Origin of the sequence: Marinihelvus fidelis, assembly GCF_008725655.1 — a bacterium.
In the GTDB taxonomy this organism is placed as follows: domain Bacteria; phylum Pseudomonadota; class Gammaproteobacteria; order Xanthomonadales; family SZUA-36; genus Marinihelvus; species Marinihelvus fidelis.
The window spans coordinates 479,180-502,341 of sequence record NZ_VYXP01000002.1 but is presented as its reverse complement, the minus strand read 5'-3'; the positions used below and the strand labels follow the sequence as shown (position 1 = coordinate 502,341).

The window sequence follows — 23,162 nt, the reverse complement described above, 5'->3', positions numbered from 1 at the left end:
CAATGGCTGCACCCACACTCGACACCAGCCGCCCGAACTATGACGGCACCGGCAAAGGCGTAGATCTCGACCAACTGCGCGACAACATCACCTGGATCATCGCCATGCTCGCTGGTGGCGTGTTCATCCTTCCCGGCTGGGCCACCACGGCCAGCGGTTCGGATCTGTCCGAGCCGGACTACATCGAGCTGGTCAATAACGACAGCGCCAGCCTGAAGATGAAATTCACCTTCACCTGGTCCAGCGGCAACCTCACACAGATCGTCTGCCAGTACGACAAGGGGCTGGGCGCCGGCTACGAGACCTTCGACGACGGCACCATCGCCATCAGCTACGACGGCAGCGGCAACTTTTCAGGAGCGACCACATCATGAGCGGCTTAATCAACTCCGGCAAAATCTCCACGCTGCTGGCGCGGCTCACTGAAGATCGCGCCGAAGCCCTGGACAACATCGACGGCTCCACCACGCTCGACGAGCTGGCCGCCACGCTCGCGGCGGCGGATCTCGACAACCTAGCCAACCTGGACGCCGCAGTGTCCACCCTGGGCGGCCAGCTGACCCGCGAAGAGATCACCAGCAGCCAGACCCTAACGGCCCCGGACAACGCCACCTGGGCGCGCGTGATCCTGGTCGGCGGCGGTGCTGGTGGCTACCCGAACAGCGGCGGCATGGATGGCCCAGGTGGCGAGGGCGGCGAGATCATCGAGTCGACCGTGGCGGTGACCGGCGGCGGGTCCTACCCGGTGGTGATCGGCGCTGGTGGCAACACCGGATCCTCGAATGCCGGCGGCAACACCACCGGTTTCGGCCTGACCGCCCGCGGCGGCCGCCAGTGGACGCAGATCGAGGACGACCGCTGGGGCGAAGACTCGCGGCTGTTCTTCGAGCGCTACATGGGCGGCGGCCCAGGTGGCGGCGAGCACACCGGCGTCAGCACTGGCACGGTCACGAAGGGTGGCGATTCTCGCGGCCTGGGTGGTGCGGCCTACGTCACCGGCGGCGCCGAGGCCGGCGGTGGTGGTGGCTCCTGGGGCAACGGCGGCACTTGCAATGGCGCCACGCCTACAGCCAACGGCGGCGGTGGTGGCGCTGGTGGCACGAGCGCAAGCGGCGGCGTGGCGCCGCAGTCTGGCGCCGCGGGTCGGGTGATCGTGGAGTGGTTGGGGTAAGCGCGTGAGGACGAAAGCGCGGTTTATGGTGCCGGTGCTGACCCGGCGCGGCGTGAACCTGCCGACAGACAACCTTGTGCCGAACGTTCCGGGCCTGTCGGCCATTGGCGTGGCCGAGGACACGATACGGCTAACCGTGACCAGCGCATACCCGACCGAGGTGCAGGTCAGCGAGGACGGTACAACGTGGGCGGCGCTGACTACTCTGGCGGCGAACCCGGACGATTACGACCATGTGATCGACGGATCGCCTGACGACCCCTATTGGGCCGACGTGGCGTTACTGCTCAAGGCCGAAGGCGCCGACGGAGGCACGGACATTGTTGATCGGAGTTCACACGGCCACGCGCTGACCCTGAACGGAAGCGTCGAGGTCGATACCGGACGAACCCGCAACGGCGACGCATCAATCCTGTTTGGCGGCACCACGTCGGATTACATCAGCGGCCCGGCTGACAGCAGTTTCATTGTCGGAACCGACGACTACACATTCGAGTGCTTTTACTATCAAGATTCTTACGTGGGCAACCAACCGCCGACATACTTGTTCGCAACGAACCCGAGTGGATGGGCGGCGAATTTCCACGGCATCATGGCCGGGCATTCAAACGAATCGAACAATTTTGTCGATTTCACTTACAACTACAGCAACACGAACCCCATTGTCGAGGACACGCGGCCGTCCGAGGATGCATGGCATCATGCGGCGATTACTCGCGAGGGTGACGTGTTCCGGCTGTTCATCGACGGCGTGCTGGAAAACAGCAGGACATGGGCGGGAAGCGTAGACGGCGGCGTGGCCGGGGCGCTGGATTTGGTGGGGCGTCGCCTCGACGGGAATATCGAGGACTTGCGGTTCACCACCGGCGTTGCTCGCTACACGGCCGCGTTTACCCCGCCCGACGAACCATTCGAGTTTGAAGGTTCGCCCCCCTACACCCGCCACTACCGCGCCCGTGCCGTGAACGGCGGGGTTTATTCGGATTGGTCGGGGGTGGTGGAAGTCGTTACGGCACATGAATACGCTGACTTTGAGGCGGCCGAGGCCGAAGGCGCATCAGCCGGCGGGTGGGCGAACGGTGCGATCGTCATCGCATCCGATACCGGCCTCCATTGGAAATACTTTTCGGTTCTGGAAAAGGTCGGCCATTCAGGTCTGATTCACCGTTACCCGTTTAATGACGCATACGAGATCACCGAGGCCGACGCCCGAGAGTGGGTATCTGAAAATACCGACCCGGATTCGTGGGGCTGGACTGAAACGTCGACAGGATCACAAGGCGCTGACTACGAACTCGATACAGACGGCGGCGAGTCGCGCATCAGGTCGCCCAGCACGAACTACGCGAACGGGCTAAGGCTGGACAGCCCCGAAACCCTGACAAGCACGGACGTTGAAACATTCGCCATCATTGACGGCATTCGGTCAGTCAATATCTCGGCCACGCTTTCCGGCTACAATTTCGGCCCGGTTCTGCAAGCGTATTCCGACGGCTCGAACGTGTTCGTTTTGAACCTGTGGCGAAACATGAGCGTGGCGGACGGCTCGGCAATGTGGGGCGCTTATGGCCCGTCAAGCTGGAACGCGACCAGTTTCCCTGCCGGGTCTAATAGCCGAATGTGGCTTTACCTGAAGGATGGCAAGGGCGTAGTTTGGCAGGACGATGACGACACACCGAGTGAGGTTGTGCCATTTGAAGGCAGTAGCGGAACGCAAACATTTGCGCGATTCGACGCCCGTTCTCAGCGCACGGGGGACCTTTACGTTGGCTACCACTTGCATGGCGCCATGACTACGGAATAGCGCGACGATTTCCTACAGACACGCCGCCCAGGGTGGCCTATCCTGAAAATGATCCCCTAGTCCCCGGCCAGCTCGTCCCCTTCGAGCGGCCGGGGGCGCTTTTAGGCTCTCTCGAATACCTGCTTGGAAGTTATACCGATGAACGTCCCGTCCTTTTGTTCGTTCACATCTTCGCCCGTGTCTGCAAGCCGGTACTCTGGCAGTGCCTTCATCTTTCGGGTCATCTTCCCGTCGTAGTAAGAATTGAACCCCTGAATCACGTCGACGTACCTGATCTCGGCGTTGGGCTTTCCCTGTTCACGGACTTTGATTTTCATAATATTCCCCTGTTTGAGTGAGGCCCTACTGTAAGCCACGCTGAGCGCACGGTGGTGTGGTCGCGATTCTTTCCAGCAATATCTCCCTGAACGGCACCCGGCGCACCATGAAGGCATTCGCCGGGGGCTAACCGTCCACCCTGGCCACGCCGGCCACCTGGTCGGCGTTTTCTACTCGGCCACTCTCATCAGCTGATCCCGCGTGTAGTCGGCGGGGTCGATGGTCACCACGCCGGCAGCGGCCAGCATGATCCGCCAGGCGGCGTAGGGGATGCCTCGGTGCTCGGACGAGTCCACCGGCGTCCGCCATTTGCGGACGGTCGTGGATCCTTTCCCGGCTTTGAAATTGACGCCGGCGATCTTCGCGGTTTCGACCTGGGACCAACCCGCAAGCTGTATCAGGGCGTCGATCTCGGATGGCTTGGGGGCCGTGTATCCAGGATCGTGAAAGGGCAGGGCGCAGGGCCGCGACTTGAACGCTTCGAGGCTGTCTGGCGCCGCCCGGTCTACTCGGTAAATGGCGCGTTCTTCACTCATGTTCGTCTCTCCGAAAAAGCCGGCAGGCGGTGCGCCTGCCGGCAAAGTGTGAGGGGCTAAATCATGCCCCTCGATGCCATGCTGGTGAAGCCCTGGCCCGACACCACGAAATGGTCGAGAAGGCGGATCTCCAGCAGCGTCAGCGCATCTTTCAGGCGGCGCGTGATGGCCTGGTCGGCCATGCTTGGCTCCGTCACTCCTGAAGGATGGTTGTGCGCGACGATCACGGCAGCGGCGTTGTTCATCAACGCTGCTTTCGCGACTTCGCGGGGGTAGACGCAGGCACCGTCGATGGTGCCGCGGAACAGTTCCTCAGCGCCCCGCACACGGTGGCGGGTGTCGAGGAACACCACCAGGAACACTTCGTGCTCCCGGTCACCGAGCCGCAGCTGGCAGTACTGGCCTGCAGCTGCTGGATCGGTCAGCTCGACACCGACGGTGCCGAGTTCGTCACGCAGGATCTTGAGAGCCTGTTCGACGATCACGCGGTCTTGCTCTTTCATGGATTTCTCCCGTTTCGTGGTCATGGCGGGATGCCCGACCAACGATTACAGTATACCGCCCCATTGGGGCGGTAGTCAACACTTTAATCAATGCACGGCGCCATTCTTTTTGTTGCCCCCCACCAGGAAGCAATTACCTAAACAGCGTCTAAAAGTTGGTGCGGAATTTGTTCCAAAAACCGGGGATCCGGTCTATGAAAAACAGCGGGTTACGCGGGTGTGTTTTTTGGAAGAAATCGGCTGAAACGTAGCTGTGACGCCAAAACGCTCCAGTCTTTTAATCCGATGGTCGTTGGTTCGAGCCCAACACGGCCCACCATTTAAATCAAACACATACGGCGATTTTGCCGACCCCTGTGAACGTCCATGTATGCAAATGCGCTTGCATTTTCGCTTTGTCGCATATCGGGGACTTTTTGGAATCCCTAGAAGAGTTTTCGGAACCATCCGAGCGTGCGTGTAAGCTCTAGTAGCGCGTGTTTCTTCAGCACAAATAGGGGCGCGGGTTGCCCATTTCTATTGTTGTACGGACACCCCGGCTGCGCGGGGCGTTATTATGGTTTGAGGAGAGATTGGAAAGGGGGGGATATGGAAGCTTTTATTCCGATTCTGATCGTCGCGCTTGTGGCCTATGGTGTATGGGCGTTATTGAAACGGATCACGGGATCCTCGCGCCAAAGCGATGATGCCGCTACCCTCCAACGGCTTATTGGTAAGCAGAACGAGCCCAGCGAGAAGTTGAAGGCTGAAGATTCGGCAAGCGCCGTGAAGATCGCCCGCGAGTTGTTAGCGAACCCAGATAGCCTTGCTATTCTGGATACAGAAACGACTGGCATTGGCAATGATTGCGAAATCATACAAGTCGGCATCATCGACGGCCATGGCAACACGCTGCTCGACACTCTCGTAAAGCCTTCAAATGCCATGTCCTGGCCAGATGCGGAAGCGATTCACGGCATATCGCCGGAAGCCGTTGCAAACGCCACCGGCTTTGCCGAAATTCAGGATAAGATTCAGGCAGCGGTATCAGGTCGGCAAGTTGTGATATTCAACGCCAAGTATGACACCCGGTTGATACTACAAAGTGCGAAAGCAGCCGGTTGCCCAGCGCCCGAATTTGAATCTGCTTGTGCCATGTTTCTGGACAGTCTGCACAGAGCAAAATGGGACAAACGGCGGGGGCATTACCGCTGGTACAAATTGCGGGGTGGCGACCATACCGCCATCGGTGACTGTCAGGCCACGTTACGACTCCTTACACGCATCGCCAAATAAATTGCCCCCGGCGCGGACTAAAGGGGGATTACCGTGCCTACGGTACTTTCGATCCCGTGCCGTCGACTTGACCCGTATGCTTCCCTTGCCAGCGTAACTGGTAGCAACTAGGGTTTTCTAACGACTTCGCTTGATTAACCCTTGAAGTTCAGGTGCTTATCCTGAAAAAAATCCCTGAAACTCTATAATGTTTTTATTGTATGTGAGAAACGTTATGGCAATCATAGAAAAGTTAGCTGTTCGAGTTGGATGGATTTTGGCGAGTGTGGCTGTTGTGATGTGCTGTGTGCCATTAACTGTTTTGGCGGCTGAGCAGAACCGAGTTGTTGTATGTGATGACTGCTCGCTTGAAGAAGCTCGCCGAAAGGCGATAGGTATGACACAGCAAGGAACTGTGTACGTTTTAGATTATGTGAACGCCAGTGTGCGTGCTTTTGTGATTAGCACTGAGCAGGTTTCTTCAAACCCGTTTACGTTGAAAACAACAGTTGAAACTGAAAAGCCGGATGAACAGATTGAAGCGGCGTTCAAGGGGTTCATTCGTTCGGTTGACGCTATTCCTGGCACCAAAGTTAAGGGCACCCCTTCTACAAATTAGTCTGCTGACTGCCAGTTAGCTAAATCGAATTGCGCCAGAAATCTGGCGCAATTCGGTGCGGCTTGATTTCAAGGTGCCCTATAGAGGGTACACACGACCCTGTATTGGTCGACTTTGCAGACCATGTAGGAATAGTTTCCGAGCGCTCGCCGGTGGCGCATTTCCACATCCAAAGCATTGGCCCAACGTTGCCACTCAAAAAGTGCACCGTAGTCATCATCAAATCGCTGCTCACGGAACGAGCTGTCGCTTGTTGGTGCCGGATCTCCGTTCGCGAGTCTGGCGTTTCCGGCCGGCTCAATCTCGATTGAAAGATCGTTGTTCACATGGTTCATTTCGTATGTGAACTCGAAATCCATGTATGACCCATCGGGAAACTCAACGGTCATCGTGAACTCTTTGGTAACGCCAGTTACGTCAACGTAAGGGATGCCACGGTCTAGTAGGTTACCTAGAAGCTCGGAGTACCAACTAACAGACGCCTGTGGCGATTCCAGCTGATACATGTGGGATTCCAACAATGTTGTCGTATATGCAGGGTCATACAACGCCCCTGCAACAGAGCGAACGTCGAACGTGTCAGGCAAGACAAGTCGCTCCCCTAAAATATCGTTAACCGATTCAATAAAATTATGAAACGGGTCGCGAATTTTCGGTTCTACGTCAAGTCGTTGGGCAACTTTTCCAGTGCGGCCTCTTGGATCATCCCCTAGAAGTTGGTCATAAATGCGAAACTTCTTCACATCTATCTGTAACGCATCAAATACATAGACGTATCCTTCGGTTACAGCTTGTTTCGCACGGTTTGCCTTTGTGGTGTACGTGCAACCGTCGCAATTAATTGCTCGGTTGGATGCTTCTGCAGCAGGAACGGTTATTACAGCGAGTAATACGCATAAAAACTTTAGGCTGGAATTCATGGTGACCCCCAATCGGTTGAAGTTGAATGGGGGTAACTCCGAGATTAGTTGCAAAACCCGGCTAAGGCATCAGTCGATTACTGATGTGTTTGAAGGAAATTTTCGTCTTAGTCTGTATTCCGCCGCGAAAACCAGTAAAGCCCGCACCCCAGCGCAAAGAAAATTCCCGTCACCAGCCAGGCGCGGGGGCCGGCGCCGGTGAGCAGCCACAGGCACAGTAGCAGTGCGATGCCGGGGATGAGCATGCCGCCGGGGATGTTGAATTCGTCGGCGTGGGGTTCGGCGCGTTGTTTCAGGCGGGGGAGGCCGGCGATGACGACCATGTAGGCGATCAGGCGGACCAGGGTGCTCATCATGGCGAGCCAGACGAAGCTGCCGGTCAGGGCCATCAGCAGGCAGGTGGCGCCGTAGAAGAGCACGGAGTGGTGGGGGGTGTGGTACTTGTCGTGCACGGCGGCGAACCAGGGGGGGAGGGCGCCGTCACGGGCCATGGCCCAGGTCATTCGGGGGGCGGACAGGACGCTGCCCATCAGGTTGCCGCCGATGGAGAACACGGCGCCCATGGTCAGCAGGGCGGCGCCGATGGAGCCGAAGAGCACGCTGGCGACGTCGACCAGGGCGCGTTCGCTGGTGGCCAGGTTGGGTAGGGTGGCTTGCGAGACCCATTGCACCAGGAAGTACAGCACGGCGATGAAGGTGATCGACTGGATCAGCGCGCGCGGCAGGTCGCGGCGGGGGCTGCGGGCTTCGCCGGCGTTGACGACGGTGCCTTCGAAGCCGACGAAGGCGTAGAGCAGTACCAGCACGGTGCTGCCAAAGCTGCCCAGTTCGGGCATGTCGGCGCCGAACAGGGCGCCGACGTCGACCTTGCCCAGGCCGAACAGCACGAGCAGGCTCAGCGGCAGCAGCTTCAGGATCGTGAAGGCGTAGATGGCGGCCATGGAGTTGCGCACGCCGGCCACGTTCAGCCAGGTCATGCTGCCGATGACCACGGTCAGCGCCACCTGGCGCCAGGGGCTGTCGCCCAGCGGCGCCCAGAACCACGCGGCGTAGGTGACCAGCAGGTTGGTGTTGGCGCCCATGGCCGCCACGCGGCTGAGCCAGCTCAGCCAGCCGGTCTGGAAGCCGACGAAGGAGCCGAAGGCCTTGCGGGCGTAGAGCAGCGCGCCGCCGGTTTCTCTCACCAGCGAGGCGGCGCGCGCGAATGACAGCACCAGCGTGAAGGTCAGCAGGCCGCAGATCACGAACATCCAGGGGCTGAAGTCGCCGGCCCGGGCGGCGGCCACGGCGGGCAGGCCGAAGATGCCGGCGCCGATGACGCTGTTGATGTTGATCGCATTGAAGCCCAGGCGGCTGATGTCGCGTTTCAGGCGGCCGTCGGGCAGTTCGGTGGTGGTGTCGTTGTTATTGTCGTTCATTGTTTGATCAGCCTCCCATGGCCGCGATCAGGCGGTCGGTGTCCTCCGCCGTGGTGCTGTGACTGAACACGAACCGGCCCAGGTCGTCCTGGCCGGGCCAGGTCAGGAACTCGATGCCGGCGCGTTCCAGCGCCTCGAAGCCGTCGGTCGACCAGCGCACGAAGACCTCGTTGGCCTCGACAGGATACTCCAGCTCGGCTTCGGCGTGGCGGGCCACCATCGCGGCGAAACGCGCGGCCTGTTCGTTGGCGTTGCCGGCCAGCTCCAGCCACAGGCCGTCGTTGATATAGGCCAGCAGCTGCGCGGACACGTAGCGCATCTTGCTGAACAGGTGGCCGCCGCGCTTGCGCATGCGCTCGGCGGTTTCGTAGCGGCTGTCGCGTTCGTCACCGAAAAACAGCAGCGCCTCGGCGGCCATGCAGCCGTTCTTGCTGGCGCCGAAGGACATCATCTCCACGCCGGCGCGCCAGCTGGTGTCGGCGGGCGAACAGCCCAGGCGGACCACGGCGTTGGCGAAGCGGGCGCCGTCCAGGTGGGTGGCCAGGCCATGGCCGCGGGCCTGTGCGTTCAGGGCGGCCATGTCGTCGGGCTGGTAGACCGTGCCGGACTCGGTGCTCTGGGTCAGGGTCATGGCCGACGGCACGTAGCTGTGCACGCCGTGGCCGGCGCAGCCCGCGTAGGCGTGGGCCAGCGCGTCCGGGCTCATGCGGCCCAGCGCGCCGTCGACAGGTACCAGTCTCAGGCCGTGACCGTAGAACTCCGGTGCGCCGGACTCGTCCGAGTAGACGTGCGCCTGGCGGTGGCAGAGTACCGATCCCCAGGGCGGCGTGACCGTGGCCAGGGCGATGGAGTTGGCGGCCGTGCCGGTGGCCATCGGCAGCACCCGCGTCGGGGTCTCGAACAGGTCCGAGAAGGCCTGGTCAAGGCGCATGGACCAGTCGTCCTCGGCATAGGCATGCGCGGCCCCTTCGTTGGCGGCCACGATGGCCTCCATGACCGGGCCGGCGACGGCGGATTCGTTGTCACTGCGGAAATTGGCGGTCATGCGGGCTCCCTTGAGAATGCTGGCGATTATACGGTTTTAGCGTTTTTTTCGACTTTTTTTGTCCGTTTGCAGGGGCCGAATCGGGCGCTGGCGACTAGGTTTGGGTCACGCACACTCACGAGGACAACGTCATGCGCACACTGAACCGAGTAAATATCCTGGCTGCGGCCATTGCACTCGCCCTGCCTGTAGCGGCAGCGGCAGGGCCTGCCTATACGGACTGGGGCGACCCTGTGCCAGCCAATGATACCGACAACAGCGTCCAGGGCGGCTGTCCCTTCGAGTCGCGTGATGGTCACTCGATCTACATGGCCACACCGCGTGCTGGCGGCCAGGGGGCCCTGGATATCTGGCGCGCGTGGCGTCCTTCCGTCGAAGAACCGTTCGGACCAGCGGAGAACTTGCCCGCGCCGGTGAACTCGAACGCGGACGACTTCTGCCCGACATCGATTGGCGGCAATTACCTGTTTTTCGTCTCGCGCCGGGGGGGCGAGGATGCCTGCGGTGGTGGCGACATCTTCCTGACCCGTGACAATCCAGCCCATGGCTGGCAGGAACCGGTCCGGCTCGGCTGTGCCGACCTGGGTGAGGGCCCCAATTCCGCCGGCGAGGAATTCAGCCCGTCCTATATTGAAACCCCGGCCGGGGCGTTCCTGTACTACTCAAGCACCGGCAGCGGCAACCACGACATCTACGTCAGCGAACTGGGGCCTGACGGTTTTGGCCCGGGCGTTCCGGTAGACGGCCTGAACACGGAGTTTGACGACCGGATGCCGAATGTCAGCAAGGATGGGCTGGAGGTGGTCTTCAGTTCCGATCGCGCCGAGCCGGGCAACCAGGATGTCTACATGGCAACCCGTGACAGCATCCATGATGCGTGGTCGGCGCCGGTGCAGTTGCACGAAGGCATCAACACACCGGCCGGTGAAACGCGGGCGTCGATGTCCTGGGACAGGACGCGGCTGTACTTCGGCCGCTCGGGTGAAATCTACGTCAGTGAGCGGGAGAAGGCTCGCGGGGGAAATTGAGGGCGAGTTCGGGCAGCTCCAGGGCGTCGGCCTCGGCCGCCAGGCGCTGCACGGCCAGCCGGTCCAGGGCCACGACTTCGGCGTGATGTTGCCTGAAGTCCGGGTGCCCGCTGATACGGCTGAACAGCGTTGAGGACAGGAGTAGCTGGTAGCGGGACCAGTTTGTGGGGGCGTCGGCCTGGGCCATCTGCAGGGCATCTCGCAGATGGTCCAGGGCTTCGTTGGTGGCGCCGCGCCAGGCATGGACGGAGGCGATGGCCAGCCTGTCCTCGTACGTTGTCGCGCTGTTCACAAGTTCATTGAAGGCCAGGCCTGCACCGGCCGAATCGCCGGCCGCTTCGAGCGCCACGACCTGGACGGCCTGCGAGCCTGGATCGGTGTGCCCCACGGCCGCCAGCACGCTTAGCGCGCGCTCCACGTTGCCCAGTGACAGCAAGGCGATGGCCGCGTCATTGGACACTGCGGCCGCCGAACCGGGGTTCATGGCATGCAGCGTTTCGTAGAGGTCCAGCGCCGCCTGGTAATTGCCGGCAAAGGTTTCCATGACGACCAGGTTGTACATCGTGGACATGGCCAGGGGGTTGAGGGCTGCGGCGCGGCGTTGCAGGTCCAGCGCCGCGTCCATGTCGTTGGACTCGAACAGCCGTCCGGCCTGGACGGCGAGGAGCAGCGGGTCGTCGGGGGCCACCTGGCGTGCGTGGTTGAACAATGCGTCGGCGCGAATCCAGTCGCCGCGCTTGATGGCCGCACAGGCGGCACGCATCAAGACAGTCGCGTCATTGGGCGCCAACTCCAGCGCGCGAGACGCCGTTTCGGCCATCATGCGCAGTGACCGGGCCGGGTGTTCACCCGAGTAGATCTCAAGGTGGTGAATCGCCGAAATGCCGGCCCAAGACAGGCCGTGACTGGGGTCAGCCTTGATCGCGTTTTCATAGGCCTGCCTGGCCAGCTCGAGGTCGCCGGGGTTCCGGCGGTTGTACAGGAACAGGCCGCGGCGATAGTGGGCCCATGCTTCCGCCGCCATGGCGCTGGTGGGTTGGGCCTGCGGGTCCAGAAACTCGAGTTCCAGCACATCTGCGAGCGACCTGGCGATACCTTGCTGGACGTCGAAAACATCGTCCATGGTGATGTCGAAAGTCTGTGACCACAGGTGCCTGGCGTTGTCACCGTCAATCAGCTGGGCCGTGATGCGCGCCTGGTCGCCCACGCGCCGGACGCTGCCTTCCAGGACATGGCTCGCGTTCAGCCGATCCGCGATCTGGCGGACATCCAGCGGCTGCCCCCTGAGCGAGAACGACGAGGTGCGGGCGATGACATGCACGCCCTTGAGCCGCGTCAGGCTGTCCAGCGTCTCCTCGGCCAGGCCGTCGCCGAACCAGGCATCCGAGCCTTCTGGCCCAAGGTCCTCGAATGGCATGACCGCAATGACGGGCGTGGTGGGCGAAGCCGGAACGGCCGGTTCCTCTCGCGGCGATGACAGCAGCGCCAGCGCGACAGTCATCGCCAGCGCGGCCCCCAGGCTAGCGGCTCGCCGCACCCTGGGTACACGTGCTTTGACGCCCGTTGCGGACTCAAGCGGGCTGACCGGCGTTTCCAGCAGGTAGCCGCGCCGGGGGATGGTCCGCAACTGGCTGCGTTCGTCATCGCCCAGCGCCCTGCGGATGTCGACGATGCACTGGGTGATCGATGCCTCGGTGACAACGCTGTGCCCCCAGATTGCCAGGCGCAGGTCATCCTTGCTGACCAGGCTGCCGGCGTGCTCGGCCAGGTAGCGCAGCATGTTCCAGGATTTTGGCCTGAGCTCGATCTCGCCCCCTGGGCCGCTGAGTGACTGTCGCTCAAGGTCGAGGATGAATTCGCCGAGACGGTAGGCACGGATAGTTAATGTATCGGTCATACGCTTAATGTTAGCAAGCGGCTTGCGTCCTCGCTGATGGCCGGGCGGAACGTATAATCCGCGCCCATGGAAACGAGCGCGGACAAACGGGAACAACGGCGGGCGCTGCGGCGCGCCGGGGCGCCGGTGGCGAAGTATGACGACGCGCTGCCGATCACGGCGCGGCGCGAGGACATCATTGCCGCCATCCGCGACAACCCGGTGGTGGTGGTCGCCGGTGAAACCGGCTCGGGCAAGACCACGCAGCTGCCGCGTTATTGCCTGGAGGCCGGCCGCGGCATCGATGGCCAGGTGGCCTGCACGCAACCGCGCCGTATTGCCGCCCGCGCCATGGCCACGCGGGTGGCCGAGGAACTGGGCGTGAAGCTGGGCGAGCAGGTGGGCTACCAGGTGCGCTTCCGCGATCATGCCTCTAAGGACGGCTACATCAAGTTCATGACCGACGGCCTGCTATTGGCCGAGGCCATGGGTGACCCGCTGCTGCGCGCCTACGACACCATCCTTATCGACGAGGCCCACGAGCGCAGCCTGAACATCGATTTCCTGCTGGGCTACCTGAAGCGGCTGTTGCCCAGGCGGCCGGACCTGCGCGTGGTAATCACCTCGGCCACCATCGACACGGAGAAGTTCTCGAAGCATTTTGGCGACGCGCCGGTCATCGAGGTGTCCGGGCGTGGCTACCCGGTGGACATCGTCTACCAGCCGCTGGACGAGTCTGACGGCGGCCGCGACGACGACCGCGGCCTGTACCAGGGCATCCGCCAGGCCGTGCAGCGCCTGGATCGCATCGACCCGCGCGGTGACATCCTGGTGTTCCTGTCGGGTGAGCGCGAGATTCACGAGGCGCGCGACTTCCTCAATCGCGCCAGCCTGCGCCATACCGAGGTCCTTCCGCTGTACGCGCGGCTGTCCGGCGCCGAGCAGCAGCGTGTGTTTCACCCCGGCCCGGAGCGCCGCATCATCCTGACGACCAATATTGCCGAGACGTCGCTGACGGTGCCGCGCATCAAGTTCGTCATTGATTCCGGCCTGGCCAGGATCAGCCGCTACGCGCACCGCTCGCGCACGCAGCGGCTGCCCATCGAGCCGGTGTCGCAGGCCAGCGCCAACCAGCGCGCGGGTCGTTGCGGGCGCCTGGGGCCAGGCACCTGCGTGCGCCTGTACGACGAGGCCGATTTTGAGTCCCGCCCGGAATTCACCGAGCCGGAAATCCTGCGCACCTCGCTGGCGTCGGTGATCCTGCGGATGTTGTCGATGGGGTTGGGCGAGATCGAGGAGTTTCCGTTCCTGGAGCCACCGGCGCCGCGCATGATCAACGACGCGCGCCACCTGCTGTTCGAGCTGGGGGCGGTCGACGCGGCCCGCGAACTGACCCGCACCGGTGACCGGCTGTCGCGCTGGCCCGTGGACGTGCGTTTCGCGCGCATCATCGAGGAAGGCGCGCGCCTGGGTTGCCTGGAGGACACGCTGGTGCTGGCGGCCGCCCTGAGCATCCAGGACCCGCGCGAGCGGCCGCTGGAAGCCCGCCAGGCGGCCGACGAGGCCCATGCGCGCTTCGATACGCCGGGCTCCGATTTCGCCGCCCTGCTGGCGCTGTGGCAGCACCTTCGCAAGCAGCGCAGGTCGCTCACCGGCAACCAGTTCCGCAAGGCCTGCCGGCGTGAGTTCCTGGCCTGGCAGCGGGTGCTGGAGTGGTTCGACCTGTACCAGCAGCTGCGCGACCTGGCGCGTGAAGCCAGGCTGCCTCTGAAGGGTGGCCATGGCGACGACGAAAAACTGCACATCGCGCTGCTCTCCGGCCTGCTCAGCCACGTCGGCCTGAAACACCCGGAAGGACACGGCTACGAAGGCGCCCGCGGCCGCGGCTTCCACATTTTCCCGGGTTCGGGGCTGTTCAAGGCGGCGCCGAAGTGGGTCATGGCGGCCGAGATCGTCGAAACCACTAAGACCTGGGCGCGGGTCAACGCGCGGGTGAAGCCGGAGTGGATTGAGCGCCAGGGCGCGCACCTGCTCAAGCGCACGCATTTCGATCCGCACTGGTCGCGACGCCGGGGCCGGGTCATGGCCTGGGAGCAGGTCACGCTGTACGGCCTGGTGCTGGCCGAGAAGCGCCGCGTCGACTTTGCCCGTATCGACCCGGCGGAGGCGCGGCGGATCTTCATCATGGACGCGCTGGTGCGCGGCGAGCTCGACACCCGGGCCGGTTTCGCCAAGGCCAACCGTGCCGCGCGCGAGGCCGTCGAGCGCCTGGAGCACAAGCGCCGCCAGCGCGATGTGCTGGCCGACGAGCGCGACCTGTTCGAATATTTCGACACCCGCGTGCCTGACCAGGTGAACTCGGCCAAATCGCTGGCGAAGTGGCTGGACGGGCTGGGCGAGAAGGGCCGCGACCAGCTGGTGTTGGGCCAGGACGTGCTGTTGCGAGACGATGCCGGGCGCGCGCCGGAAGACCTCTACCCGGACCAGCTGGAGGTTGCCGGCCGGCGCTTGCCGATGACCTACCTGTTCGAGCCCGGCAACCCCAACGATGGCGTCACCGTCACCGTGCCGCTGGAACTGCTCAACACGCTGGACGCGGCGCGGCTGTCGTGGACGGTGCCCGGCCTGCAGCGCGAGAAGCTGGTCGAGATGATGCGCACGCTGCCGAAACCGGTGCGGCGCGCGCTGACGCCGCTGCCGCAGTTTGCCGAGGCCGCCGCCGGGCAGCTGGGCGAGCCGGGGTCACGGTCGCTGGCCGAACGCCTGGCCACGGTGCTGTCCGACCTGGGCGGGGTGAACATCAACGCGGCCGATTTCGATGAATCCCGCCTGCCGGACCACCTGCGCATGCGCGTGGTCGTGCTGGGTGAAGAGGGGGAAACCGCGGCCGAGGGCCGTGACCTGGATGCGTTGCAGGCGAAGTTTGGCGCCCAGGCACAACGACAGTTCATGGATCGCCAGGGCGAGGGCTTCAACCGCGATGGCCTGCTTGAATGGTCGGTGGGTGAGCTGCCCGTGAAGGTGCGTGGTCGTGACCGTGTCGATGCCTACCCGGCGCTGGTGGACCAGGACGACGCGGTCGGCCTGCGCCTGTTCGACACCGCCGACGAAGCCGCCGCCTACCATGTCGAGGGCGTGCACCGGCTGCTGGCCCTGGCGCTGGCCGACAGGCTGTCGTCGCTGCGCAAGCACCATGGCGTGGCGCGCGATGCGATGCTGGCATGGACGCCCTGGGGTGATGCGCTGGCGCTGGTCGACGACCTGGCCTGGCACGTGCTCTACGGCGCAGCGGGCGACGAGGCCGTGGCGGTGCGCGATGAGGCCGCGTTCGTCGCGCTGGCCGACCGCGTACGCCGGGACATCGGCCCGCTGTTCCAGCGCCAGGCCCGGCGCCTGGGCGAGGTGCTGGCCACGGCCGCGGCGATCCAGGGCGCACTCGATGGCAAGGCCGGCGCGAACCACCCCGATGCCGCCGCCGACCTGCAGGCGGCGCTGGACGACCTGGTCTATCCGGGCTTCCTGCTGGACCTTGGGCCGAAACGGCTGGCCGAGTACCCCCGCTACCTGGAGGCCACGTCCATCCGCCTGGAACAGCTGCGGCTGGACCCGCCCCGTGACACCCGGCTGCAGGCCGAAATCGCGCCCTTGTGGGACCGTTACGCCCGCCACCTGGAAGCCGGTGCGGCCTACGACGAAGCCGTCGACCGCTATCGCTGGCTGCTGCACGAATACCGCGTGTCCGTGTTCGCCCAACGCCTGGGCACCGCGGAGAAGGTATCGACCAAGCGCCTGCAATCCGCCTGGCGGGATGTGACCGACGCCACCCCCCGCTGAACCCGGCCTGCGTTATTCTTTGGGTATGACCGCCGTTGCCGACACACGCGCCCGGGTGCGCGACTGGCTGGACCGCTATCACCGTGAAGCCGGTATGCCGGCCGACGACGCGCTGAGCCTGTTCGACGGGCTGGCCGGACAGGGGCTGAAGGGCGCCGCCGCGCTGGAAGAACTCGAGCCGCTGCTGCACGAACTGGCCGGCCTGGCCGCCGACCCGCGCACCCTGTGCAGCGCCATGCTGTTTATCGCCGGCCGCCATGGCGAGGACATGGCCCGCTGGCAGGGGCAGTTGCCCGAAGGCGTCCAGCAGCAACTCGACAGCCTGTCGAGACTGCATCAGGTGCAGTCGGAAACCGCGGTCGGCAGCACCGGGCGCAGCGCCGAGGGCCTGCGACGCCTGCTGCTGGCACTGGTGGTCGATGTGCGCGTGGTGCTGATCGCGCTGGCCTGGCAGCTGGTGCAGTTAAGGACCGCCAAGGACGACCCGGAGCGCGCCGCCGAGCTCGGCCGGGAGACCATGCTGATCCACGCGCCGCTGGCCAACCGCCTGGGTGTCTGGCAGCTGAAATGGGAGCTGGAGGACCTGGCGTTCCGGTTCCAGGAGCCCGAGGCCTACAAGCGCGTGGCCAAACAGGTGGCCGAGCGCCGGGCCGACCGCGAGCGCTTTATCGCCACGTTCATCGACCGGCTGCAGGCCGTGATCACCGAGGCCGGTATCAAGGGCGAAGTGGTCGGGCGGCCCAAGCACATCTACAGCATCTGGAAGAAGATGCAACGCAAGGGCCTGGATTTCCACGAGTTGTTCGACCTGCGCGCCGTGCGGGTGCTGGTCGACGACCTGCCGGCCTGCTACAGCGTTCTCGGCCTGGTGCATACGCACTGGCAGCCCATCCCCGGCGAGTTTGACGATTACATCACCACGCCCAAGGGCAACAACTACCAGTCGCTGCACACCGCCGTTGTCGGACCCGAGGGCAAGGCCGTGGAGGTGCAGATCCGCACCCACGACATGAATGAGCACGCGGAGCTGGGCGTGGCCGCGCACTGGCGCTACAAGGAAGGCGGCCCCAGCGACCCTGCCTTCGAGCGCAAGGTCACCGCCATGCGCCAGCTGCTCGACGGCGATGATGGCGCGCTGGATGACGAATCGCTGCTGGAAGGCTTCCGCTCACTGACCACCGAGGACCGGGTCTACGTGCTGACCCCGCGCGGCGAGGTCATCGACATGGCGCAGGGCTCCACCGTGCTGGATTTTGCCTACCACGTGCATACCGAGGTGGGGCACCGCTGCCGTGGCGCCAAGGTCAACGGCCGCATCGTGCCGCTAACGCACCAGGTGTCGAACGGCGACCGGGTGGAAATCCTGACCGCGAAGGAGGCCCGGCCCAGCCGTGACTGGCTGAACCCGCGCATGGGCTACATCAACGGCGCCCGCGCCCGCAGCAAAGTGCGGCAGTGGTACAAGAAGGAATCACACGAGGAGAACCTGGCCCAGGGCCGCGAGCTGGTCGAGGGTGACCTGAAACGCATGGGCCTGGCCGTGGCCGACCTGGCCGAAGTGCCGGAGCGCTTCGGGCTGAAGTCGCTGGACGACCTCTACGCCGCCGTCGGCAATGGCGACCTGACCGTCGCCCAGGTGACCAGCGCGGCCGAGCGCCAGCGCACGGTGGACGTGGAGACCACGGCCGAGGACCTGCTCAGCAAGCCGTCCAAGCGCGCCCGTACCAGCGCCCGGGCCGGCGGTGAAGGTGGCATCGTCATCGAGGGGGTCGGCAACCTGATGACGACCATCGCGCGGTGCTGCCAGCCGCTGCCGGGGGACTCCGTGGTCGGCTATATCACCCGCAGTCGCGGCGTAACCATCCATCGCGACGACTGCGCCAATGTGCTGCGCTGGCAGGCCCAGGAGCCGCACCGGTTACTGCAGGTGCGCTGGGGGCAGAAGTCCGACCATCGCTACCGCGCGGACATCCTGGTGCGCGCCTATCACCGTCGCGAGCTGTTTCGTGACATCTCCGCGGTCATGTCCTCGGCCGAGGCCACGGTCATGGATATCGATGGCCACCGCGACCGCGACAGCGACATGTCGGAGATCCGCATGCAGGTGGATGTGCGTGGCTACGAGCAGCTCAGCGAGTTGCTGAGCCGCCTGTCGGGTGTTCGCAACGTGATCGAGGCGCGCCGTCTGCGCGAGCCGCCGGCCGCGCGTAAGGACCCGGGTTAAGCGTCCTGCCCGGCAGGCTCAGGCCTTGTCCAGGGCGCCGAACAGCGTTTCCACGTCGCGCCGGGCGGCCTCGGTACTGAAGTTGGCCTCGACATTGGCGATGCCACCGTCGGCGACGGACTGCCACAGCGACGGGTCGCGGTAGAGCCGTACTACGGCTGCCGCGAACGCCTCGGCATCGTCGGCGACCAGCACGTCACGCCCGTCTTCGGCATGAATGCCCTCGATCGCCACCGACGTGGCCACCACCGGCTGGCCATGGGCCATGGCCTGGTTGACCTTGCCCTTGACGCCCGCGCCGTAGCGCAGAGGTGCCACAGACAGCCGGCAGCCGTCCAGGAACGGGTCCAGCGAGTCCACGAAGCCATGGAAACGGACGCCCTCGTGGGTGCCCAGCGCCTCGACTTCCGGTGTGGCCTTGGAGCCGACCAGGTGGAAGCGCACATCGGGCAGCTCGGCGCGCACCCGTGGCCAGATGTCCTCGACGAACCAGGTCGCCGCGTCGATGTTGGGCGGATGCTGGTAGCCGCCGACGAAGTACAGGTCTTCGCGCGCCTCGAAGCCGGCACCGTGGCCGCGCACCTCGTGGATGTTGGAGAGGATGAACACCGGGCAGCCCGGCGCGTCTTCGGCCAGCACGCCGCGTTCGACATCGCTGACGACGATGGTGGCATCCGCATCACGGATAACCGCCAGTTCGGCGCGCCGGGTCATGCGCGCCGTTTGCTTCAGCGCGGTGCTGTCCTCAAGCTCCGCCAGTCGCTGCTCGCGCAGGTAGTGCAGGTCGACGGTGTCGAAGATGAACTTCGCCCCTGGCGCCCATTTGCGACAGGCCGCCAGGTAATGCACGGCCACGTAATGCCGGCTGACGATGATATGGCCGAAGTCTGCGCCGTGCTCGCGCAGGAAGTCGCCCGGCGAGCGCAGCCAGGGGTCGTACCAGGTCTCGATGCCGTCGGCCTGCAGGGCCTGGGTGTAGCGCCCGGCGTGGGCGCGGTTGTCGGCGAAGAAGGTGACGCCGTAGCCCATGTCCCGCAGGCAGCGCATCAGCGCGGTCAGGCGCACGCTGCCGGAATCCTGGTCCGGTTCCGGGGTGTAGGCGTCCACCAGCAGCACCCGGCCGCGCAGGCGGTGGTCGCGGGCGCGGCGCAGGCCGGCGCGGTCTTCGGGCCCGGACAGCGGCGCCGGCAGCTGCGCGAGTTCGTCCGCCCAGCGCTCCAGGAACTTCTCCCGGTTGACGGCCTGGTAGCGCTTCACGCCGCTGCCGATATCGGTACCGGAGCTGACGCCTTCGTGGTGAATCACCGTGGCTGCCGGCTGCACGTAGACCTTCAGGCCGCGCTCACGCACACGGAAGGCCAGGTCGGTGTCCTCGTAATAGGCCGGCGCATAGTGGCTGTCGAAGCCGCCGAGCTCCTGCCACAGGTCGCGGTGGACCAGCAGGCAGGCGCCGGACACGTAGTCGCATTCGCGGGGGTACTGGTACTCGGGCCGCGACGGGTCGTCACCACGGCCGTAGTTCCAGCCGGATCCGTCGCTGAAGATCAGCCCACCGCACTCCTGCAGCGTGCCGTCCGGGTAAACCAGTCGGGCGCCGGCGATGCCGGTGTCCGGAAAGCGCTCGAAGGTGTCCAGAAGGGCATCCAGCCAGCCGTCCAGCACCTCAGTGTCATTGTTCAGGAAGCAGACAAACTCGCCGCGCGCCTGCTCGGCGGCGCGGTTGCAGTTGCCGATAAAGCCCAGGTTGTCTTCGGCGGCAATCAGCCGCAGGCCTTCAACCCCGGCCAGTTTATCGACACTGTCATCGCCGGACGCATCGTCGGCGACGATGATCTCGATGGCGGCATCACACCGCGTCTCCGCCAGGCTGGCCAGGCAGGCCGCCGTGGCCTCGAAATGCCGGTAGGCCGGGATGATGATGCTGACCCTGGGCGTGTCGCTGCAGGGCACGGCCGCCGGTGCGGTAACAGGCTGACTGGTATCGGTCACGGGCCGCAGCGGTTTCACGGTCGGCGGGGCAATCACGGGGGCAGGGCGCGACTCGAAATGCTGCATCCGCCGCAGGGTGCCGCCCAGGCCGGCCGTCGACAGGTTGCGCCACAGCTGCGCCGTCAGCCACGGCCAGCGCGCGGGATTCCAGGCCCGGGCGCGCCTGGCGTTGGCCAGCACCCGGCGGCTAACCCGCAGCGGTGCGGTCAGGCGCCAGCTGTGGCTGCCCAGAACGGCGGCGTGCTCGTCGCGCAGTTGTTCCAGAGACTGGGTCAGGCGAACGATATCCCTGTCCAGGAATTCAATGTGACGGGCGCGGGTGATGAGTTCATCTTCCGCCTCGGCGACCTGGCGCGCACGGGTATCAAGTTGTGCCTGCAACTCGGCGATCTGCTTCTTGAACAATACGGCTTCGGCCGCGCGCTGGCGTTTCTCGGTTTCCGCCCAGGCCGTGCGCTGCCTGACTTCGTCCGCGAGGGCCTGGCGTTCTGATTCCGTTGAGGCGATGTCTGCAGAACGGCGGCCCGCCAGGTCTCGCCACGCGCCGGCCTCGATGTCTGCAGGTGTCGCTGGGCGGGTTGAGCGCTCATGGTGGCTTGGCATGCTCGCCGGCAGCAACGCGCGATAGTCGGCGACCATGGTCGTCATCGTCGTTGGCGAAACGTTGACAAGATTGGCGCGTACGGCGTCAATCGCCGATCGGTCCGCCGCCAGCGACTCGAGTTGCTCAACCAGGTCGTCGGCACTGGGTCTGAACAGCCAGCCCGTCTCCCCGTGAATGATTCGCTCCGGGAAAGAGCCCAGGCGCGTCGCCAGTGTGGGAATACCCAGGGCCTGCAATTCCGAGAGCGTGTAATTGAATGTTTCTGGCACCACCGAAGGCAACAACGCCAGGTGTGGGCCAATATCCGCCATCAGCGTGGGCAGGTCTTCACGCCGATAATCAATGATCACGTTGACGCCGGCGCGACCAAAAAATCGCTCGCCGCCCTTACCCGTGCCAACAAGGTACACCTGCGCCAGTGCTGTCAGGGGGGCAATCGCCTGTTCGAGCAGGCGGGCGCCTTTGCCATCCTGTACCCGGCCGGCAACCACCAGCCGCAGGCGGCCGTCGCTCCGGTCCCTGGGTGCGACTGGCGCGGCGCCGGGCAGCGGCGGCATGCCGTGTCCGATGACGCGGATATCGCGCTTTGCCCATGTCGCGTCGAGGCTGGACTGGATGTCCACGACCGACTGGCTGGGGGCGACCAGCGTGGCCGTTTTGGAGCATTGCGCGTAGGCCCAGGCCAGGTCCCGCCAGTCCTCGGCAGGGATGGCGCCAAATGGCTCTGTCGCCCGTGGGTCTTCCAGTGCGGCTTCCAGGTCGCCGTCATACTGGTTCGGGTGTACGGCCAGCAGTGGCCAGGCCGGAAAATGGTCATGCAGCACCTGGATCGTGGGCAGGCCGGTGTCGAACGCGTCCAGGCTGTGGCCCACCAGCGACGAGATGATGACCCGGTCGATGCCGAAGCGCCGCATGATGTCGTCAAGGATCGCCCGGTACTGGGGATTGTTCGTGTCAGTGACATGAACCGCGGGTTGTAACCACCACTCGTCAAGCGCAACCGCCAGGCGGTTACCCAGGTATAAGCCCAGTTTCTGCCCCGCGCCCTGGCCACTCTCGGCGGCCTCGGAACGCAGCTGCAGGTGCACGCCATCATCCGATTGGATCATCGCGGCAACCCAGGTGGCCACGCCGCCGCCCCAGCTGTGGGTGATGTGGAGCGTTGTTGGGCACGGCTGTCCGGGCAAGGGCAGGTCCAGGAGCTGGTCGGCTCCTGCCCAGGCGCGCAACCGTTCGCCCAGGTGCCCCCAGGCGGCGGCCCGGGGTGTTTCGTGCGGCTCCAGGTCATGCCCGCGTGACAGTGGGCGCGCCGTGTCGCGAACGAACCATGATTCGAACAGTTCCAGGGTGCCCCCGGCGCGATTCAGCCGACCTACAGCGGTCCGGGTATCCGTTCCGGGTTCAGCGAGTTGCCTGACGGCGGCAGCGGAAAGCGCAGCAAAGTGCGTGGGCCACTCATTCAGGCGGTAGCGGCGTGGACGCGACAACAGGGCGATCGGCGCGGCCGCATCGTCCAGTTCATCAACGCCCGGCAGGCCGGCGTATGGGTTCAGCCCAGGCCTGGCGTTGCTGAACGCGGTGGCCACCTGCAACTGTTCGCTACTCCGGTCCAGCTCCGCGGCAACGGTTTCGAGCAAATGGGCATCGATCTGCAGGCCGGCGGTCATGATCACCAGGCCACGCCCCGGGGCAACCTGGCCGATGTGGGCGCAAAGGTCGGAAAGCGAGCTGGCGCTGATGCCGGTTGCGGTCGAACATCCCACACCGTCCGTGCTGAAGACCTCGACACCAAGCGCTGACAGCGCCTCCACCATGGGGGCAGTCACGGCCTGGCCGCCGCCGTGGATGAAAATCACTGGCAGGGCGCTCGCGTTGGGGGCGGCGTCAATGGAATGGTCGGATTCGGGCATATCGGGTGATGGCGCACAGGGGCGCGGGCTGGCTAGAATGGGCCCACGTTCCCTTTATCTACACGCATGGGTGGCGGCTGAAACCGGGCCATTATGGTCGCTGGGGACC

At 64.5% G+C, this 23,162-nt stretch carries 17 protein-coding genes; 9 read left to right on the top strand and 8 right to left on the bottom strand.

Translation table 11 applies throughout. From position 1 onward, the window contains the following. Positions 1-2 precede the first annotated feature (2 nt). Genes F3N42_RS03615 through F3N42_RS03605 form a run of 3 tightly spaced genes read left to right on the top strand, consistent with a single transcriptional unit; the run spans position 3 to position 2,975 of the window. On the top strand, positions 3-374 hold the full coding sequence (locus F3N42_RS03615) for a hypothetical protein (RefSeq protein WP_150863011.1): 372 nt from the start codon (positions 3-5) through the stop codon (positions 372-374). After that, entirely contained in the window at positions 371-1,171 is an 801-nt protein-coding gene (locus F3N42_RS03610; RefSeq protein WP_150863010.1) for a glycine-rich domain-containing protein, read from the top strand. Before F3N42_RS03615 ends, F3N42_RS03610 begins: the two co-directional genes overlap by 4 nt. A gap of 52 nt (positions 1,172-1,223) precedes the next feature. Continuing rightward, positions 1,224-2,975 carry a LamG-like jellyroll fold domain-containing protein gene (locus F3N42_RS03605; protein ID WP_191621214.1) on the top strand — a complete coding sequence of 584 codons (1,752 nt, stop codon included), beginning with the start codon at positions 1,224-1,226 and terminating at the stop codon, positions 2,973-2,975. Positions 2,976-3,076: 101 nt separating this feature from the next. Here the strand turns inward: F3N42_RS03605 and F3N42_RS03600 are convergent, their stop codons facing one another. The 3 genes from F3N42_RS03600 to F3N42_RS03590 form a co-directional block, all read right to left on the bottom strand. Further along, on the bottom strand, positions 3,077-3,292 hold the full coding sequence (locus F3N42_RS03600; RefSeq protein WP_150863008.1) for a hypothetical protein: 216 nt from the start codon (positions 3,290-3,292) through the stop codon (positions 3,077-3,079). Between the two features lie 171 nt (positions 3,293-3,463). Next, entirely contained in the window at positions 3,464-3,829 is a 366-nt protein-coding gene (locus F3N42_RS03595; protein ID WP_150863007.1) for a hypothetical protein, read from the bottom strand. A gap of 56 nt (positions 3,830-3,885) precedes the next feature. Further along, positions 3,886-4,332, bottom strand: coding sequence for a JAB domain-containing protein (locus F3N42_RS03590; protein ID WP_224784664.1), 447 nt, complete (start codon positions 4,330-4,332; stop codon positions 3,886-3,888). Here F3N42_RS03590 and F3N42_RS15560 point away from each other — a divergent pair. The 3 genes from F3N42_RS15560 (at position 4,331) to F3N42_RS03580 (ending at position 6,205) form a co-directional block, all read left to right on the top strand. Continuing rightward, entirely contained in the window at positions 4,331-4,576 is a 246-nt protein-coding gene (locus F3N42_RS15560) for a hypothetical protein (RefSeq protein ID WP_191621231.1), read from the top strand. The two genes, F3N42_RS03590 and F3N42_RS15560, sit on opposite strands and share 2 nt — an antisense overlap. 344 nt (positions 4,577-4,920) lie before the next feature. After that, positions 4,921-5,607 (top strand): 3'-5' exonuclease, encoded by a 687-nt coding sequence (locus tag F3N42_RS03585; RefSeq protein WP_150863005.1) that lies wholly within the window; start codon positions 4,921-4,923, stop codon positions 5,605-5,607. A 214-nt stretch (positions 5,608-5,821) separates the two neighbouring features. Continuing rightward, a complete protein-coding gene (locus F3N42_RS03580) occupies positions 5,822-6,205 on the top strand; it encodes a hypothetical protein (RefSeq protein ID WP_150863004.1) in 384 nt (127 codons plus the stop codon). Positions 6,206-6,273: 68 nt separating this feature from the next. Here F3N42_RS03580 and F3N42_RS03575 read toward each other — a convergent pair whose 3' ends face one another. The 3 genes from F3N42_RS03575 to F3N42_RS03565 form a co-directional block, all read right to left on the bottom strand. Then, positions 6,274-7,125, bottom strand: a complete 852-nt coding sequence (locus tag F3N42_RS03575) for a hypothetical protein (protein WP_150863003.1) — start codon at positions 7,123-7,125, stop codon at positions 6,274-6,276. Positions 7,126-7,232: 107 nt separating this feature from the next. After that, positions 7,233-8,543 (bottom strand): APC family permease, encoded by a 1,311-nt coding sequence (locus tag F3N42_RS03570; RefSeq protein WP_150863002.1) that lies wholly within the window; start codon positions 8,541-8,543, stop codon positions 7,233-7,235. A 7-nt stretch (positions 8,544-8,550) separates the two neighbouring features. Next, on the bottom strand, positions 8,551-9,588 hold the full coding sequence (locus F3N42_RS03565) for a threonine aldolase family protein (RefSeq protein ID WP_150863001.1): 1,038 nt from the start codon (positions 9,586-9,588) through the stop codon (positions 8,551-8,553). A 131-nt stretch (positions 9,589-9,719) separates the two neighbouring features. Between F3N42_RS03565 and F3N42_RS03560 the strand changes: the two genes are divergently transcribed. Further along, entirely contained in the window at positions 9,720-10,616 is an 897-nt protein-coding gene (locus F3N42_RS03560; protein ID WP_150863000.1) for a TolB-like translocation protein, read from the top strand. Here the strand turns inward: F3N42_RS03560 and F3N42_RS03555 are convergent. Further along, the gene (locus F3N42_RS03555; protein ID WP_150862999.1) at positions 10,582-12,513 is read right to left on the bottom strand and encodes a winged helix-turn-helix domain-containing protein; all 1,932 of its coding nucleotides are present in this window, start codon (positions 12,511-12,513) and stop codon (positions 10,582-10,584) included. The genes F3N42_RS03560 and F3N42_RS03555 overlap by 35 nt on opposite strands. A 66-nt stretch (positions 12,514-12,579) precedes the next feature. On the opposite strand from F3N42_RS03555, the gene hrpA reads away from it, so the two are divergent. Beyond that, on the top strand, positions 12,580-16,326 hold the full coding sequence (hrpA, locus tag F3N42_RS03550) for an ATP-dependent RNA helicase HrpA (RefSeq protein ID WP_150862998.1): 3,747 nt from the start codon (positions 12,580-12,582) through the stop codon (positions 16,324-16,326). Positions 16,327-16,351: 25 nt separating this feature from the next. Then, entirely contained in the window at positions 16,352-18,550 is a 2,199-nt protein-coding gene (locus F3N42_RS03545; RefSeq protein ID WP_150862997.1) for a bifunctional (p)ppGpp synthetase/guanosine-3',5'-bis(diphosphate) 3'-pyrophosphohydrolase, read from the top strand. 18 nt (positions 18,551-18,568) lie between these two features. Here the strand turns inward: F3N42_RS03545 and F3N42_RS03540 are convergent, their stop codons facing one another. Then, a complete protein-coding gene (locus tag F3N42_RS03540; protein WP_191621213.1) occupies positions 18,569-22,999 on the bottom strand; it encodes a glycosyltransferase in 4,431 nt (1,476 codons plus the stop codon). Positions 23,000-23,162: the final 163 nt, after the last annotated feature.

Coding starts and splice junctions, on each gene's coding strand:
- F3N42_RS03545 (WP_150862997.1), top strand. CDS start 16,352: ATGACCGCCGTTGCCGACACACGCGCCCGGGTGCGCGACTGGCTGGAC.
- F3N42_RS03570 (WP_150863002.1), bottom strand. CDS start 8,543: ATGAACGACAATAACAACGACACCACCACCGAACTGCCCGACGGCCGC.
- F3N42_RS03580 (WP_150863004.1), top strand. CDS start 5,822: ATGGCAATCATAGAAAAGTTAGCTGTTCGAGTTGGATGGATTTTGGCG.
- F3N42_RS15560 (WP_191621231.1), top strand. CDS start 4,331: ATGGATTTCTCCCGTTTCGTGGTCATGGCGGGATGCCCGACCAACGAT.
- F3N42_RS03615 (WP_150863011.1), top strand. CDS start 3: ATGGCTGCACCCACACTCGACACCAGCCGCCCGAACTATGACGGCACC.
- hrpA (WP_150862998.1), top strand. CDS start 12,580: ATGGAAACGAGCGCGGACAAACGGGAACAACGGCGGGCGCTGCGGCGC.
- F3N42_RS03590 (WP_224784664.1), bottom strand. CDS start 4,332: ATGAAAGAGCAAGACCGCGTGATCGTCGAACAGGCTCTCAAGATCCTG.
- F3N42_RS03600 (WP_150863008.1), bottom strand. CDS start 3,292: ATGAAAATCAAAGTCCGTGAACAGGGAAAGCCCAACGCCGAGATCAGG.
- F3N42_RS03565 (WP_150863001.1), bottom strand. CDS start 9,588: ATGACCGCCAATTTCCGCAGTGACAACGAATCCGCCGTCGCCGGCCCG.
- F3N42_RS03585 (WP_150863005.1), top strand. CDS start 4,921: ATGGAAGCTTTTATTCCGATTCTGATCGTCGCGCTTGTGGCCTATGGT.
- F3N42_RS03575 (WP_150863003.1), bottom strand. CDS start 7,125: ATGAATTCCAGCCTAAAGTTTTTATGCGTATTACTCGCTGTAATAACC.
- F3N42_RS03555 (WP_150862999.1), bottom strand. CDS start 12,513: ATGACCGATACATTAACTATCCGTGCCTACCGTCTCGGCGAATTCATC.
- F3N42_RS03560 (WP_150863000.1), top strand. CDS start 9,720: ATGCGCACACTGAACCGAGTAAATATCCTGGCTGCGGCCATTGCACTC.
- F3N42_RS03595 (WP_150863007.1), bottom strand. CDS start 3,829: ATGAGTGAAGAACGCGCCATTTACCGAGTAGACCGGGCGGCGCCAGAC.
- F3N42_RS03610 (WP_150863010.1), top strand. CDS start 371: ATGAGCGGCTTAATCAACTCCGGCAAAATCTCCACGCTGCTGGCGCGG.